At 67.3% G+C, this 15,248-nt stretch carries 14 protein-coding genes and 1 pseudogene; 10 read left to right on the top strand and 5 right to left on the bottom strand.

The window, feature by feature from the left end:
- Positions 1-2 precede the first annotated feature (2 nt).
- Positions 3-1,190 carry an MFS transporter gene (locus tag NP4_RS29540; protein ID WP_068004965.1) on the top strand — a complete coding sequence of 396 codons (1,188 nt, stop codon included), beginning with the start codon at positions 3-5 and terminating at the stop codon, positions 1,188-1,190.
- A gap of 9 nt (positions 1,191-1,199) precedes the next feature.
- Here NP4_RS29540 and NP4_RS29535 read toward each other — a convergent pair whose 3' ends face one another.
- Positions 1,200-2,417: a DUF4241 domain-containing protein gene (locus NP4_RS29535; RefSeq protein WP_082876329.1), complete on the bottom strand. Its 1,218-nt coding sequence runs from the start codon at positions 2,415-2,417 to the stop codon at positions 1,200-1,202.
- Between the two features lie 53 nt (positions 2,418-2,470).
- Positions 2,471-3,370, bottom strand: a complete 900-nt coding sequence (locus tag NP4_RS29530; protein WP_245997376.1) for a LysR family transcriptional regulator — start codon at positions 3,368-3,370, stop codon at positions 2,471-2,473.
- A gap of 123 nt (positions 3,371-3,493) precedes the next feature.
- Here NP4_RS29530 and NP4_RS29525 point away from each other — a divergent pair, with 123 nt between their 5' ends.
- Genes NP4_RS29525 through NP4_RS29505 form a run of 5 tightly spaced genes read left to right on the top strand, consistent with a single transcriptional unit; the run spans position 3,494 to position 8,366 of the window.
- Positions 3,494-4,927, top strand: a complete 1,434-nt coding sequence (locus tag NP4_RS29525) for a form I ribulose bisphosphate carboxylase large subunit (protein WP_068004964.1) — start codon at positions 3,494-3,496, stop codon at positions 4,925-4,927.
- Between the two features lie 16 nt (positions 4,928-4,943).
- Positions 4,944-5,366, top strand: a complete 423-nt coding sequence (locus NP4_RS29520; RefSeq protein WP_068004962.1) for a ribulose bisphosphate carboxylase small subunit — start codon at positions 4,944-4,946, stop codon at positions 5,364-5,366.
- A 17-nt stretch (positions 5,367-5,383) separates the two neighbouring features.
- A complete protein-coding gene (locus NP4_RS29515; RefSeq protein WP_245997374.1) occupies positions 5,384-6,373 on the top strand; it encodes an AAA family ATPase in 990 nt (329 codons plus the stop codon).
- Positions 6,374-6,383: 10 nt separating this feature from the next.
- Entirely contained in the window at positions 6,384-7,460 is a 1,077-nt protein-coding gene (locus NP4_RS29510) for a class 1 fructose-bisphosphatase (RefSeq protein ID WP_068004960.1), read from the top strand.
- Between the two features lie 27 nt (positions 7,461-7,487).
- Complete coding sequence (locus NP4_RS29505) at positions 7,488-8,366, top strand: phosphoribulokinase (protein ID WP_068004958.1); 879 nt, start codon at positions 7,488-7,490, stop codon at positions 8,364-8,366.
- On the opposite strand, the gene NP4_RS29500 is transcribed toward NP4_RS29505, so the two are convergent.
- Positions 8,367-9,077, bottom strand: a complete 711-nt coding sequence (locus tag NP4_RS29500) for a YoaK family protein (RefSeq protein ID WP_068004956.1) — start codon at positions 9,075-9,077, stop codon at positions 8,367-8,369.
- 196 nt (positions 9,078-9,273) lie between these two features.
- On the opposite strand from NP4_RS29500, the gene NP4_RS29495 reads away from it, so the two are divergent.
- Both NP4_RS29495 and NP4_RS29490 read left to right on the top strand, forming a co-directional pair.
- Entirely contained in the window at positions 9,274-10,377 is a 1,104-nt protein-coding gene (locus tag NP4_RS29495) for a winged helix DNA-binding domain-containing protein (RefSeq protein WP_068005048.1), read from the top strand.
- A gap of 97 nt (positions 10,378-10,474) precedes the next feature.
- Positions 10,475-10,789, top strand: a pseudogene (locus tag NP4_RS29490) (Uma2 family endonuclease); the annotation flags it as partial.
- A gap of 9 nt (positions 10,790-10,798) precedes the next feature.
- On the opposite strand, the gene NP4_RS29485 reads toward NP4_RS29490, so the two are convergent.
- The gene (locus NP4_RS29485; RefSeq protein ID WP_082876326.1) at positions 10,799-11,737 is read right to left on the bottom strand and encodes a patatin-like phospholipase family protein; all 939 of its coding nucleotides are present in this window, start codon (positions 11,735-11,737) and stop codon (positions 10,799-10,801) included.
- 145 nt (positions 11,738-11,882) lie between these two features.
- Here NP4_RS29485 and NP4_RS29480 point away from each other — a divergent pair, with 145 nt between their 5' ends.
- Positions 11,883-13,109, top strand: a complete 1,227-nt coding sequence (locus tag NP4_RS29480; RefSeq protein WP_255285564.1) for an FAD-dependent oxidoreductase — start codon at positions 11,883-11,885, stop codon at positions 13,107-13,109.
- An 88-nt stretch (positions 13,110-13,197) separates the two neighbouring features.
- Positions 13,198-13,614, top strand: coding sequence for an NUDIX hydrolase (locus tag NP4_RS29475; protein ID WP_068004947.1), 417 nt, complete (start codon positions 13,198-13,200; stop codon positions 13,612-13,614).
- A gap of 2 nt (positions 13,615-13,616) precedes the next feature.
- Here NP4_RS29475 and dinB read toward each other — a convergent pair whose 3' ends face one another.
- Positions 13,617-14,843 carry a DNA polymerase IV gene (dinB, locus tag NP4_RS29470; protein WP_068004946.1) on the bottom strand — a complete coding sequence of 409 codons (1,227 nt, stop codon included), beginning with the start codon at positions 14,841-14,843 and terminating at the stop codon, positions 13,617-13,619.
- Positions 14,844-15,248 lie beyond the last annotated feature (405 nt).

The raw sequence follows: 15,248 nt of genomic DNA, 5'->3' as shown, positions 1-15,248 counted from the left end.
CCATGACGCGTAATCCCTCGGCCGCCGTGTTGGTCTATGCCTTCGCGGTCGTCATGCTGGGGACGACCATGCCCACCTCGATGTATGCGCTCTACGGGGCGAAGTTGCACTTCTCGGTGCTCACCACGACGGTGGTGTTCGCGACCTACGCCGTCGGGGTGATCGCGGCGCTCGTCGGATTCGGACACTGGTCCGACACGCTGGGGCGGCGACCGCTGTTGGCGAGCGGACTGGTACTCGCGGCGGCCAGTTCACTGGTGTTCCTGACCGCGGGGCCGCTGTGGCAGTTGCTGATCGGCCGGGCGCTGTCGGGGTTGTCGGCCGGAATCTTCACCGGCACGGCCACGGTCGCGATCGTCGAGGCCGCACCGCCCGCGCGGCGCGACCACGCCGCGGTGATCGCGACCATCGCGAATATGGGCGGGCTCGGGCTGGGGCCGGTGTTCTCCGGGGTGCTGGTGCAGTATCTGCGCTGGCCGTTGCAGCTGTCGTTCGCCGTCCATCTCGGGCTGCTGGCCCTGGCCGCGATCGGACTGCTGCGGGTGCGCGAGACCGTGCGGGGTTCGGGAAAACCGCCCGCGCCGCGCGGACTTTCGGTGCCCGCCGAGGTTCGGGGCGCGTTCGTGCCCGCGGCCATCGCTACCTTCGCGGGCTTCGCGGTGCTCGGCCTGTTCACCGCGGTGGTGCCGACCTTCCTCGCGGAAATGCTGGGCGTGCGCAATCACGCCGTGGCGGGTGTGGTGGTCGCGCTGATCTTCGCCGGTTCGGCTCTGGCGCAGGTGGCCGCGCGACCGCTGCGTACCTCCGCGGCCCTGATCGGCGGCTGCGCGATTCTGGTGGCCGGTGTGCTGCTGATCCTGTTGGCGCTGCTGCTGACCTCGGTGGTGTGGTTGGTGCTCGGCGCCTTCGTCGCGGGCGCCGGGCAGGGCATCACCTTCAGCAAGAGCGTGCGCAGCGTCGCCGACGCCGCCCCGCCCGAGCGGCGCGCGGAAGTGACCTCGACCCTGTTCGTCGTGTCCTACCTGGCCATTTCGGTTCCGGTGGTCGGTGAGGGTCTGGCCGTGCGGCTGTGGGGTCTGCGCACCGCGGGCATCAGCTTCGCCGCCGCGGTCGCCGTGCTCGCGAGTCTGGCGCTGGTCGCCTCGTGGGCGGTGGATCGGCGGCGCGAGCGAATCGCGGTGGGCGGCTGAACGACTCGGTCACCGGGCCGCGACGGGTGTGCGGACGCGGGCCTCGTGCACGATCAGGAAATCCGCGACCACCGCGCAGATCTCGTGATCGGCGTCGCGGCCGATCCAGACCGGATAGACGCCGTCACCCCAGCCGCTGACGAACGATTTCAGGCCGGGGATGTGCAGTTCGGTGGGATCGGATCGGCCCGCGTCGCAGGCGGATTCGAGCCGGGTGCGGATGGCGGGCGCGGCGTCGGCGTCGACGAATGCGGCGACCCCGGAGTCGACGCCGAATCCGTAATAGGAATCGTCGTCGAGCAGCGCGATGTCCTCACCCACGCGGGTGGCCATCTCCCAGGTTCGGGCGGGCGTGGGGGAGACCACGACCCGAGCGGCGGCGACGCGGGTGTGCGTGGGCGGGTCGTCGAAGCGGACGACCGCCAACTCCACCTGATAGCGGCCCGGCGGCAGTGTGAGCCACGGATCCGGATCGTGCAGGCGGCCGGGGTCCAGCACGGCCAGCCGCCCGCCGCCCAGCCGCAGCGCGCCCAGGCTGTGCAGTTCGGTGGTGACCCGATCGTCCGCGTCGAGTTCGAATCGCGTACCGGGGGTGAACAATGCGTTGAGCGCGTGCGGCCGCTTGGGTCGGGGCGGACGCCAGGGCGGTGTGGCGCGGACGGTGTGTTCCGGATCCGGGCGCTCGATCAGCACGACATCGTCGAGGCAGCACAGCGCCGCCCAGTCGCCGAAGCGCCATGCCGAGGTCAAACCCGTCGGATCGATATCGTGCTGGCGGCCACCGCCGCCGCCCCCGCGATAGTCCAGCGCGCCGCTGGCCCGGCCGTCCGGATCGAAGCGCCAGCGGCGATGCCCCTCGCCGGTATCGAATTCCGGCTGCGCGGCCCGCAGATAGTCCCACTCCTCGACGACCACGCAGAACAGCCGCCCGTCGGCAAGCCTGCGATATTCGAGACGCCCGCGCCGCCGCCCGCGCTCGTCGAGTCGCCAGCAGCGGGCGAAGCGCGCGTCCCAGGCGATTTCGGCGTAGGCGACCACTCGCTCGCCGGATACCAGCGCGACCGCGTACTGCGCACCGGCGGCATCGCGCGCCCGGGCCTCGAGCGCGTCGATCGGGCCGACGACGGCCCCGGCCTCCCACCCCTCGCAGTAGACGATCTCCAGTACCGGACATTCCGCTGCGAACTCCGTTCGCAGATAGTCGCGAATGCTTACCACGCGCAACATCGTCGTCCACCCTCCTGCCCGGTGGGTGCCACCACTTTCCGGGGCATCGGCCGTCACCGGGTGTCGTGCGGGAGCGTCGGGCAGGGCTGAAAGGCCCGTGAGCCGACCGCATCGGGATCCATGATGTGTCCGAGGAACAATCGCGCGGCCGGGGTCGGGGTGCGCGTGGTGACGGCGTGCCACGGCCGGTCCAGTGGCGTGCCCTCCACCGCGAGCAGCTCCAGGGTTCGTTCGGCGAGATCGTTTTCGACCGCGTCGCTGTGAATCAGCGTGACACCCAGCCCCTCTCGCGCCGCGGCCAGCACCGCGCCGTGCGTGCCGAGGGTGAGGGTGGGCGGGCGCGCCTGCAGTCGATCCAGCAGTGCCAGGGTGGTTTCCAGCGTCCCCGAGCCCTGACCGCGCAGCAGCCAGGTGGTCCGCAGCGGATCGCGGCAGCGGCCCGGCGAGCCGACCACCACCAGTCGGCTCGGCCGTTTGGCGCGCACCACCAGCCCCGCGTCGCGCGGCGGGCGGCCGGCGATCACGAGATCGGTTTCGTGATGCTGTAATTCGATGAACAGCAGATCCCGCGGGTGGATCGATAAGCCCACCTCGATATCGGGATAACGATCGCGAAACGAGGCCAGCAGCCGCAGCAGGACATACTCCCCGGCCGTGGCGACCACCCCGATGCGCAGCCGTCCGGTCTCCGCGCGGCGCACCGCCGCCTGTGCCTCCTTCATCAGACCCAGGATGCTGCGGCAGTATTCGGCGTAGACGCGTCCGGCCTCGGTGAGGGTGATGCCGCGCCCGGATTTGGCGATCAGTTTGGCGCCCAACTGTTTTTCGATGTGCGCCACCGCGGCCGATGCGGCGGCCTCGGTGATGTGCAGCTGTGCGGCGGCGCGACGGATGCTGCCCTGGCGGGCGACGGCGAGAAAGGTCTCCATGCGGACCGCACTCACCGTTCCCATTGTCCGAAGGTAGCAAACTCAACGATTCGGTTGAGCGAGACGAGAAACAATCGAATTGTTTGCCGTTCGCACCCCCTTCATTCTGAATCAGCACGGCGACCGACCCCGCGAACGGGAGGAACGATGACCGAAAAAGACCGATGGGATCCGGGTGTTCACTCCTATGCGTCGATGGGCTACTACGACGCCGACTATCAACCCAAGGACACCGACGTGTTGGCGGTGTTCCGGGTGACCCCGCAGCAGGGGGTGGATCCGATCGAGGCGTCGGCCGCCGTCGCGGGCGAATCCTCCACTGCCACATGGACTGTCGTGTGGACCGACCGGCTCACCGCGCACGACCGCTACCGCGGCAAGTGCTATCGGGTCGAACAGGTGCCGGGGCGGCCGGGGGAGTACTTCGCCTATGTCGCCTACGATCTCGATCTTTTCGAGGAGGGTTCGATCACCAATCTCACCTCCTCGGTGATCGGTAACGTCTTCGGCTTCAAACCGTTGCAGGCATTGCGGTTGGAGGACATGCGGATTCCGGTGGCATATGTCAAGACCTTTCAGGGGCCGCCGCACGGAATCGTTATGGAACGGGAATATCTCAACAAGTACGGCCGACCCCTACTCGGCGCGACCGTGAAACCGAAACTCGGTCTGTCCGCGCGTAACTACGGCCGGGTGGTGTACGAGGCGTGCAAGGGCGGTCTGGATTTCACCAAGGACGACGAGAACATCAACTCCCAGCCGTTCATGCGCTGGCGGGACCGCTATCTGTTCGCCATGGAGGGTGTGAACAAGGCGACCGCGGAAACCGGTGAGCTGAAGGGGCATTACCTCAATGTCACCGCGGCGTCGATGGAGGACATGTACGAACGCGCCGAGTTCGCCAAATCGCTGGGCAGCGTGATCATCATGATGGACCTCACCGTCGGCTACACCGCGATGCAGTCGATGTCGAAGTGGGCGCGGCGCAACGGGATGCTGCTGCATCTGCATCGGGCCGGACATTCGACCTTCACGCGACAGAAGACCCACGGGGTGAGCTTCCGGGTACTGGCCAAGTGGTGCCGGCTCATCGGGGTCGACCATCTGCACGCGGGTACGGTGATCGGCAAACTCGAGGGCGATCCGCATACCGTCAAGGGCTTCTACGACACGTTGCGCGACAACCACATTCCCGCCAATCCCCGCAACGGCATCTTCTTCGATCAGGACTGGGCGAGCCTGCCCGGGGTGATGCCGGTGGCCTCCGGCGGCATCCACGCCGGGCAGATGCATCAGCTGCTGGACCTGTTCGGTGACGATGTCATTCTGCAGTTCGGCGGCGGCACCATCGGCCATCCGATGGGAATCGCCGCGGGCGCGGAGGCCAATCGGGTGGCGCTCGAGGCTGTTGTGAAGGCGCGCAACGAGGGTCGGGATCTGCTGCGGGAGGGCCCCGATGTGCTGCGCAAGGCGGCGGCTATCTGTCAGTCGCTCGATGTCGCGCTGGCCACCTGGGGCGATGTCACCTTCGACTACACCTCCACCGACGCCCCCGACGCCGTGCCGACGGCCAGTCGCTGAAACCCGAGGAGCCGCAATGTATGTGCGTCAGGGCACGTTCTCGCATCTGCCGGAGCTGACCGACGAGGAGATCGGCGCGCAGGTCCGCTACGCGCTGCTGAACAACTGGCCGGTGTCGATCGAGTACACCGACGATCCGCATCCGCGCAATGTCTACTGGGAGATGTGGGGGCTGCCGCTGTTCGATCTGGACGAGCCCGACGGCGTGCTCGCCGAGATCAATGCCTGCCGGGCGACGTTCCCGCGCTACTACATTCGCGTCAATGCCTACGACGCGAGTTACGGGCGGCAGACCACCGCGCTGAGCTTTCTGGTGCAGCGTCCGGCCGATGAACCCGGATTCCGGTTGGTGCGAACCGAATCCGACGATCGGCGTCAGCACTACGGGCTGCACTCCTATGCCACCGATACCCGAGCTGGCGATCGATACGGCGGCTGACCCGGATGGGAGGGCTCGTGACCGGAGACGAACGTAAGACGGACAACGGCTTTCGGATGTATCGGCCGGGCGCGGCGATGTCGCCCCGGGATGCCGCGCCCGAGCCGGAGGCCGAACCCGTCCTCGCCGACGACGCGCTGCTGGATCTGTCCGCCGATCCGGCCGCCACCCACGTCGAGGAGACCCTGGCCCGCTTGGACGCGGAACTGGTGGGCCTGGGCAATGTGAAGCGGCGGGTGCGCGAGATCGCGGCGTTGCTGATGATCGAGCGGGCCCGCGGGCGGTTCGGGCTGGAGTCGACCCGGCCGACCATGCATATGAGTTTCACCGGCGGGCCCGGGACCGGGAAGACGACGGTCGCGCTGCGGATGGCCGAGATGCTGCACGCGCTCGGCTATATCCGTAAACCCAAGGTGCACACGGTGACTCGCGACGATCTGGTGGGCCAGTTCATCGGGCACACCGCGCCCAAGACCAAGGAGGCGCTGGCGAAGGCGGCCGGGGGCGTGCTGTTCATCGACGAGGCCTACTACCTGTTCCGGCCGGAGAACGAGCGCGACTACGGGCAGGAGGTGATCGAGATCCTGCTGCAGGAGATGGAGACCGAGCGCACCAGCCTGGTGGTCATCTTCGCGGGCTATCCGGATCGGATGGAGACGTTCTTCTCCGCCAATCCGGGACTGTCCTCGCGGGTGGCCCATCACATCGAATTTCCGGACTACACGCACGAGGAGCTCATGGCCATCGCCGAGTTGATGGTGGCGCGGCAGAACTTCCGCTTCGATGCCGAGGGGGTCGCCGCGTTCGATCGGTATCTCGAATTGCGGATGGGCCGACCGAGGTTCGCCAATGCGCGCAGTGTGCGCAATGCCCTGGACCGCTGTCGGTTGCGGCAGGCCAAGCGGCTCATCGAACTGCATCGGCCGTTGAGCAAGAGCGATCTGATGACCCTCGGTGCCGAGGACGTATACGGCAGCAGTGTTTTCACAAGCGAAAGTCGGGAGTGATTGGTCGGTCATGCCCGAGGGATTGAAAACGCTCACCCGGTACACCATCGAGCAGGAGCATCGCCATCCCGGATCGTCCGGGGAATTCTCGGCGCTGCTCAACGTGCTCGCCACCGCGACGAAGATCATCGCCAATCAGGTGACCCGGGGGCGCATCGTCGGATCCCTGGGCGCGCAGTCGGCGGACAATCTGCCCCCGACGGTGCATCGCAAGATGGATGCCATCGCCAACGACATCATGGTCGACGAATCGCAGTGGAACGGTCCGCTGGTGGCGATGCTGTCGGAGCAGATGGACGGATTTCATCCGGTTCCGGCCGAGTATCGGCGGGGAAAGTATCTGCTGGCGTTCGATCCGCTGGACGGCTCGTCCAATATCGATGTGAACCTGCCCGTCGGAACGATTTTCAGCGTGCTGCGCGCGCCCGAGGACGCCCGCGAGCCGTGCGCGGCGGATTTCCTGCAGCCGGGCGCACGGCAGGTGTGCGCCGGGTTCACCCTCTACGGTCCGGCGACCATGCTGGTGCTCACCACCGGCAGCGGGGTGGACGGTTTCACCCTCGATCGGGAGATCGGGGCGTTCGTGCTCACCCATCCGCGGATGCGGATTCCCCAGGACACCTCGGGATTCGCCATCAATGCCGCCAATGAGCGGTTCTGGGAGCGGCCGGTGCGGCGCTATGTGCACGAATGTCTACAGGGGGTGGAGGGGCCGCGCGGACGCGATTTCAATATGCGCTGGGTGGCCTCGCTGGTGGCCGATGTGTTCCACATACTCACCCGCGGCGGTGTCTATCTGTATCCCTACGACACCCGGTATCCGGCGCGGCCGGGCCGGGTGTCGCTGCTGTACGGGGCCAATCCGATCGCGCTGATCGTCGAACAGGCCGGAGGTGCGGCGACCACCGGGCACGAGCGGGTGCTCGAGGTGATTCCGAACGAATTGCATCAGCGGGTGCCGCTGATCTTCGGTTCGCGCACCGAGGTCGAGCGCATCGAGCGGTATCACCGCGAGCCCGAGGAGGGGCCCAGTTTCGATGCCTCGCTGTTCGGGACGCGCTCGCTGTTTCGTCCCGCGCCGCACTGAGTTTCACCGCAGCCGAGTGGAGGAGCCATGTCGCTCAAACATCCCGTGGTCGCCATCACCGGCTCCTCCGGGGCCGGAACCACGAGTGTCACCAGGACCTTTCAGGAGATCTTCCGGCGGGAGGGCATCAATGCGGCCATCGTGGAAGGGGATTCGTTCCATCGCTACGACCGCGACGAGATGAAACTCGCCATGGCCGAGGCGGAGCAGAATCGCAATCTGCACTTCTCACACTTCGGTCCGGAGGCGAATCTGCTGGCCGAACTCGAGAATCTGTTTCGGGATTACGGCCGGTCCGGGGTGGGGCTGGTGCGGCGGTATCTGCACGACGAGTTCGAGGCGAAACCCTATGGGCAGGAACCGGGGACGTTCACCTCGTGGGAGGAGTTGACGCCGGGCAGCGATCTGCTGTTCTACGAGGGGCTGCACGGGGCAGCGGTGAACGAGGAGGTGGATGTCGCGCGCTATGCGGATCTGCTCGTGGGCGTGGTGCCGATCATCAATCTCGAATGGATCCAGAAGGTGATCCGGGACAAGACCGAGCGCGGCTACTCCAGCGAGGCGGTCATCGATACGATCCTGCGGCGCATGCCCGATTACGTGAAGTACATCTGCCCGCAGTTCTCGCGGACGTATGTGAATTTCCAGCGGGTGCCGACCGTCGACACCTCGAATCCGTTCATTGCCCGCACGATTCCCACCGCCGACGAGAGTTTCGTGGTGATCCGCTTCGCGGATCCGAAGGTGATCGACTTTCCCTATCTGCTGTCGATGCTGCACGACTCGTTCATGTCGCGGCCCAACTGCATCGTGGTGCCGGGCGGGAAGATGGAGCTGGCGATGCAGCTCATCTTCACACCGTTGATTCTGCGATTGATGGACAAGCGGCCCAAGCGGCGGGCGTGATCAGACCGGCTGTCGTTCGCGGCGGGACTCGCGCAGATCGGCCAGCCAGGTGTAGACCGAGACCAGTGCCGAGGCGATGACCGCGGCGAACAACATGTCGCGACCGTCGATCACGAGGCTGACCAGGCCGCCGATGAACGCGCCCATGACGAACGAGAGCCACTGCACCGCGTAGCCGAGCCATTCGCGATGGGTCCCGCCCGCGAGATGGCGTTCGATGCCCTGGGCGAGTTTGACCAGGGTGCCGGTGACGTAGGTGACGGGAATGGCGGTCTCGCCGTTCTTGACGAACGAGGTGTTGAGCGCACCCATACCGAAGGCGACGAACAGGATCGGGGTCAGGCCCAGGTCCTTGTCGTGCCAGTAGAGGATGGAGTCGACCACGGCCGCGATCGTGAAGGCCACGGTCGCCAGGACGGTCGCGCCGTGCGGGTGATTGGTCCACCAGTGCCGTCGGCAGATCGAGGCGACGACGACACCGGCCAGGAAGCAGACGATGAGCCCGGCCGCTCCGAGGGCCAGGGTGTAGTCACCGAGGAATCCGCCGAGGACGGCGCGTTCGGTGTTACCGGTCATGAAGGTGACGAAATATCCGGCCGAATGGGTGTAGGCGGCCGCGCCGATGAATCCGGCCAGTATCAGCAACGCTGATGCGAGGCGGGTCTCCAGATTCCAGAACGGCTCAGGGGAGTCGAGGGGTTTCGGAGTCACAGCGACAGGCTAGCAACGTATGCGGGGTTGTGCATGATTGCAGACTGTGGCGCGGCTGAGGGTTTCCTGAGGGGGCGGCGCGCCGAGATGTTTCGATGCTAGCGGATTGCTGCATCGAGTGCACGGATGCGTGGTGCGCCGGTTTGTCGGTGTTCGGTCGTAGGGTGAGCGGATCGTTCGGGTGGAGGAGGTCGGGGTGCGGGTCACGTGGGATCGGGTTTTGGCGTGGCGGCTGGCGCGGCAGTTCGTCGAGCCGCGGGGTGATGGTGACGCGGTCGCGGTCGCCGAGCGATTGTGCGGGGTGCAGGCGCAGGTGAGCTTGGCCGCGGAAACGGCCGTGGCCCTGCGGCATTCGTCGGCCGCGCCGGGGGCGGTGGCCGAGGCGCTGGGGGCCGGGCGGTTGATGAAGACCTGGGCCATGCGCGGGACGCTGCACGCGCTCACTCCCGATTTCGCGGCCGCGACGCTGTCGCTGCTGGCCTCGGCGCGCACGTGGGAGAAACCCGCGTGGGAGAAGAACTTCGGGGCGAGTCCGGCCGAGGTCGCGGCGTTGGCCGATGCGGTGGGTCAGGTGCTCGAGGCCGCGGTGCTCACCCGTGCGGAGTTGGTCGAGGCGCTCTCGGCCGAGCCGCGCTTCCATCGCATGGGCGAGGAACTGCGATCGGGCTGGGGCGCGCTGCTCAAACCGCTGGCCTGGCAGGGCGTGCTGTGCCACGGCCCGGCCCGCGGCTCGAATATCACCTTCACCACCCCCGCCCACCACATCCCCGACTGGCCCGGCCTCCCCACCCCCGAAACCGCTGGCCCCCAGGTCGTCTCGGCCTACCTGCGCGCCTACGGACCCGCCACCCCCGAGGCGTTCAACGCCTGGCTCCTGCGCGGCTCTCACCGCAAAACCACGGTCCGCCAATGGTTCTCCGCCCTCGACCTCACCGAAATCGACGTGGAGGGCCGAAAAGCCTGGCTGCACACCGACGACACCGAATCCCTGGCCGCCGCGACCCCCACCGATTCGATCCGCCTACTCGGCCCCTTCGACCAGTACATCCTCGCCCCGGGCACCAACGACACCGCGCTGCTGCCCGCCGAACACCGCGCGAAGGTGAGCCGCACGGCGGGCTGGATCTCGCCGCTGGTGCTGACCGCGGGTCGCGTCGGGGGCACATGGGACCTCAACGACGAGACTCTGATGGTCACGATGTTCGACGGCAAGCCGGTCTCGGAGAGCGCGCTCCGCGCCGAAGCCGACCACGTCGCGCGGGCGACGGATCGACCTGTGCGGGACGTGAAGATCGTTTGATTTCTGCTCGGCAAGCTGATCACGCGCTGAGCAGTGCTGGTCGTAGGATCGTCATGACCAGTGACTTCTCTTCGAATGAGCCTTCTCGTTCCGCCGTCCTGATGTGTCTGTGTATCGCTGTATCGAGCGCGGCGCAAAGTTGAACACGACAGATGCGTTGTTGGTTGTGGAGGTGGTCTCACCGGGATCGGGTTACACCGACACCGTCGACAAGTTGGCCGAGTACGCCTATGAAGGGATTCCGGTCTACCTTGTGGTCCATCTCGACAGCGATCTGTACGTAAAGATGATTGACGAATACCGATTCGACTGGGCCGCCCGGGTCTATCGACTGGCGGAAACACATGAGGGCACCTTGGCGCTGGAGAGCCCGTTTCGAACCAGTATCGACTTCGCCCGTATGGATGGGTGATTCGGCCGCTCAGCCCGCGAGGGGTTTGGGTAGATAGGTCGCGAGGGCTCGGTGGACCGCGGTGCGGCCGAGGTCGAGGGCCTGCATGAGGGTGGATTCGTTGCGGGAGACGCGGCCGATGGTGGGGGAGCCGAGGGGCGGGCGGATTTGCAGGATGGTGGGGGCGGTGAGGGTTTGTTCGTCTTCGATGTGGCGGGTGGCTCGGGTGCGCCAGGAATCGATGACGCCGGGGGCGTGGCGGGTGAGGAAGCGGGTGACTATGCGTAGTTCGAGATCCGATGGGGGCGTGGCGGGTTCGTCGAGGCGGCGGGTGCGTAGGACCAGGGCGTGGGTGGCGCCCTGGGCGAGGGCGGTGCGGATCGGGACGCCTTCGGACAGGCCCGCGTCGACGTAGCGATGGCCCGCGAGCGTGGTCGGGCGGCCCGCCAGGATCGGCAGGCAGGTGCTCGCGCGCAGGGCGCGCTGCAGCGAGGCGACGTCGGTGAGGTGTGGATGCAGGTCGACCGCGTTGCCGTCGGCGATCGCGGTGGCGATGGGGTGGAAGGTGACGGGGTTGGCGAGGATCGCGGGGAAGTCCATCGGCACGATGCGCTCGTAGACCGCGTGCACGAGATAGCGGGTGTCGACCACGCGGCCGCCGCGCAGCGCCCGGGCCGGGGAGATCACCCGGCGCACCACATCGGCCTGCCAGGCGCGGCGGGCCTGATTGGCTCGCCCGCACAGCAGCCACGCGCCGTTGAGCGCGCCCGCCGAGGAACCGTACACCGCGTCGAAGCAGTGCAGGATGCCCAAATCCTCGAGGGCCATCACCATGCCGTGCGAATACGCGCCGCGCGCGGAACCGCCCTCGATCACCAAGGCCAAGCGCGCATCGTCGTCGCGATCGCCGGGACCGCTGCCCGACGCATGCCGCCGCGCGATCAACGCACCGACGCTCGAGGTCTCCACGCACACCCTCCCGGACAACACCGACAAACCACTTTCTGTCTAACACAACCGTCGACGGCCGCCGGTGACCACGCGCACATCGACGAGACCGGTTGGAACCTTTACTATCCTCGCGAGTAGTTTCGTTCGGAAGTGTGGTGCGTACGTGGTGGACACACAACACACACAGTGCTGTGTGGTGGGTGGGGGACCGGCGGGGATGATGGCGGGACTGTTGTTGGCGCGGGCCGGAATTCGCGTCACCGTCCTGGAGAAGCACACGGATTTCCTGCGCGATTTCCGCGGTGACACGGTGCATCCGTCGACGCTGCGGCTGCTCGACGAGCTCGGCTTGGCGCAGCGATTCGCGGCGCTGCCGCACACCAAATTGGAGCGGCGCAGTCTGCGCATCAATGAGAAGACGGTGCTCGCGGCCGATTTCGGCCGGATCCCGGGACCGTATCGGTATATGGCGATGGTGCCGCAGTGGGAGTTTCTCGATCTGCTCGCCCGCGCGGCCGCCGACGAACCGACGTTCACGCTGCGGCTGGGAACCGAATTCACCGATCTGGTGAGCGATTCCGGGCGGGTCACCGGTGTGCGGTGTCGCGACGCCGACGGGGCCGAGCGCATTCTGACGGCCGATCTGGTGCTTGCCTGCGACGGCCGGGGTTCGGCGGCGCGCGCCGCGGCGGGCTTGCGCCCGCGCGAGATGGATGTGCCCATGGATGTGTGGTGGGTGCGGGTCCCGGTGGCCGCAGACGATCGGCACAATCGCGCGGTGTCGGGCCGATTCGAGGCCGGGCGGGCCGCGGTGTGCATGGATCGCGGTGACTACTACCAGACTTCGTTCCTGATTCCCAAGGGCGCGGATGCGCGGCTGCGGGGCAATGAGATCCAGTGGCTGCGAACGCATTTGGCGGAGCTGTTCGGCTGGGGCGAGGATGTGCTCGCCGCGATCGGCGGCTGGGGCGATGTGAAGCTGCTCGAGGTCACGATGGGCCGGCTGTCGCGCTGGCATGTGCCGGGACTGCTGTGCCTCGGCGACGCCGCGCATCCGATGTCGCCGGTCGGTGGGGTGGGGGTGAATCTCGCGATTCAGGACGCGGTGGCCGCGGCGCGTCTGCTCGCCGAGCCGCTGCGTCGCGGGCGGCCGGGGGTGGCGGATTTGGAACGTGTGCAGCGTCGGCGCACATTGCCGACCGCGTTCACGCAGCGAATTCAGCAGCGTGAACATGAGACGCTGCTCGCGCCCGCGCTGGACGGGACATTGTCGAAAACGCCCAGCCATCTGGCTCTCATCGATCGGTTTCCGGTGTTGGCCGGTGTGGCCGCGTATCTCGGGGGAGTGGGGATTCGGCCGGAACGTGCGCCGAGCTTCGCTCGGCGCTGAGGGGGGTGGGCGCTCGGCGCTGAGGGGGTGGGCATGCGGCGCTGAGGGCTGGGCGTGCGGCGCTGAGCACTGCCGCTAGGCTGCCGGGATGCGCACCGAACCGACTCAGCGGCTGATCGATACGGTCGCGTGGGTGTTGATCGAGGACGGGCGGATTCTGTGTGCTCGGCCGCGTGGCAAGGATGTCTTCTATATCCCCGGCGGGAAACGCGAGGGTGACGAGACCGATCGGCAGACGTTGCTGCGGGAGATCGATGAGGAGTTGTCGGTCGCGCTGATCGCCGAGACGGTCGCGCATGTCGGGACCTATGAGGCCGAATTGCCCGGCGGCGCTGGGCTTGTGCGGATGGCCTGCTATACGGCGCGGCATGTGGGCGAGATCGCCGCGAGCAGTGAGATCGAGGAGATCGCGTGGTTCACCTATGGCGACCGGGAGCTGGTGCCGCCGGTGGATCAGGTGCTGTTCGACGATCTGGTGGCGCGCGGCATGCTTCCGGCGCGCTGAGCTCAATCCGGTAGCAGAGGGACCGAGAGGCCCTCGCCACGGCCGAGAAGGGCTGCGCGGGTGACGGTTCCGGCCCCGAAGCGGTCACGCAGCCGGTCCAGGGTGGCGTCGAGGGTCGCCTCGGCGCGGGCCTCGAAGGGCAGGGCGAGTTGGACGGTGCCCGCATCGGCGAGATTGGTGAGCGCGAGGCCGATCAGGGTCAGACCGCGTTCGTGGATGAGCGGCGCGGTCGAGTCGAGCAGTCGCCGGGCGGTATCGAGGATGAGCGCGCCGCTGTCGGTGGCCTCGGGCAGCGTATGCGAGCGGGTGGCGCGGCCGAAATCGTCGAATCGTAAGCGCAGCACCACGGTTCGGCAGATCCGGTCGGCCGCGCGCAGCCGGTGGCCGAGCCGGTCGGCCAGGCCGTGCAGATACGCGTCGATCTCCTCGTCGGTGCGCGGGCGACGGCCCAGGGCACGCTGCGCGCCGATGGATCGGCGGCGGCGTCCGGTATCGACGCGGCGCGGATCGCGAGCCCACGACAGCGCGTGCAGATGTCGCGCTGCGGCCGGACCGAGCATCGGGCGCAGCCCGCCCTCGCCCAGTTCGGCCAGCTGCCCGATGCGGGTGATGCCGTGCTCGTGCAGGGTCCGGGCGGTCACCTCCCCGACGCCCCACAGCCGTTCCACCGGCAGCGGATGCAGGAACTCCAATTCGCGATCCGGCGAAACCGTCAGCAGCCCATCGGGTTTGGCGACCGCACTGGCGACCTTGGCGAGAAACTTCGTCCGCGCCACTCCGACCGAGATCGGCAACCCCACCTCCGCCCGAATCCGCGCGCGCAACCGCTCCGCGATTCCGGCCGGATCCCCCGAAATCCGCCGCAACCCCCCGACGTCCAGAAACGCCTCATCGATCGAAATCCCCTCCACCTCGGGCGTGGTGTCCCGAAAGATCTCGAACACATCCTTACTCGCCCGCGCATACGCCGACATCCGCGGCGACACCACCACCGCATGCGGACACAACCGCAACGCCTGCCGCGCATTCATCGGCGTCCGAACCCCATACGCCTTGGCCTCGTAACTGGCCGCCAACACCACCCCGCCCCCCACGATCACCGGCCGCCCCCGCAGCGCGGGGTCGTCGCGCTGCTCCACCGAGGCGTAGAAGGAGTCGAGGTCGGCGTGCAGGATCGATGCGTCGGTCCGCGCGGCGGGGTGGGGGGTGGCGAATCCGGACACGAACATATGTTCGCATAGATCTCGGTCTAGAGAGTCAAACTTCCTGGCAGGGTCGCTCGGTTTACGCTCCGAGCGCACAAGATCAGGAAGGAGACGCGCGGTGGCGAGATCGCAGCTACCGCACTACGGGCCAAAGACTCTTATTGCTGGAATTTCCCATCACCGTGGCCCGGCCCGCCCGAATCCGGATCACCTACCAACCGGCGAGAACAACTGGCCGCCAATATCCGCACGTCGGCGAGAGCGGATGCCCTTGGTTCGCCGACGAGCGCTGGATCAGGGGATGATCGAGGAATCAGCCAGCCTATACCGGGACGTCGAGATACACCGTCCGGTCCGCCGGAAAGGGCTGCTTTTTTTCTTAACCGATCAACGAGACGCTCCCAGCATTCCATTTGGCATCTGTCGCCT

The organism is Nocardia pseudobrasiliensis NBRC 108224 (assembly GCF_001613105.1).
GTDB classification, from domain to species: domain Bacteria; phylum Actinomycetota; class Actinomycetes; order Mycobacteriales; family Mycobacteriaceae; genus Nocardia; species Nocardia pseudobrasiliensis.
This window is presented reverse-complemented; position numbering and strand designations above follow the sequence as displayed.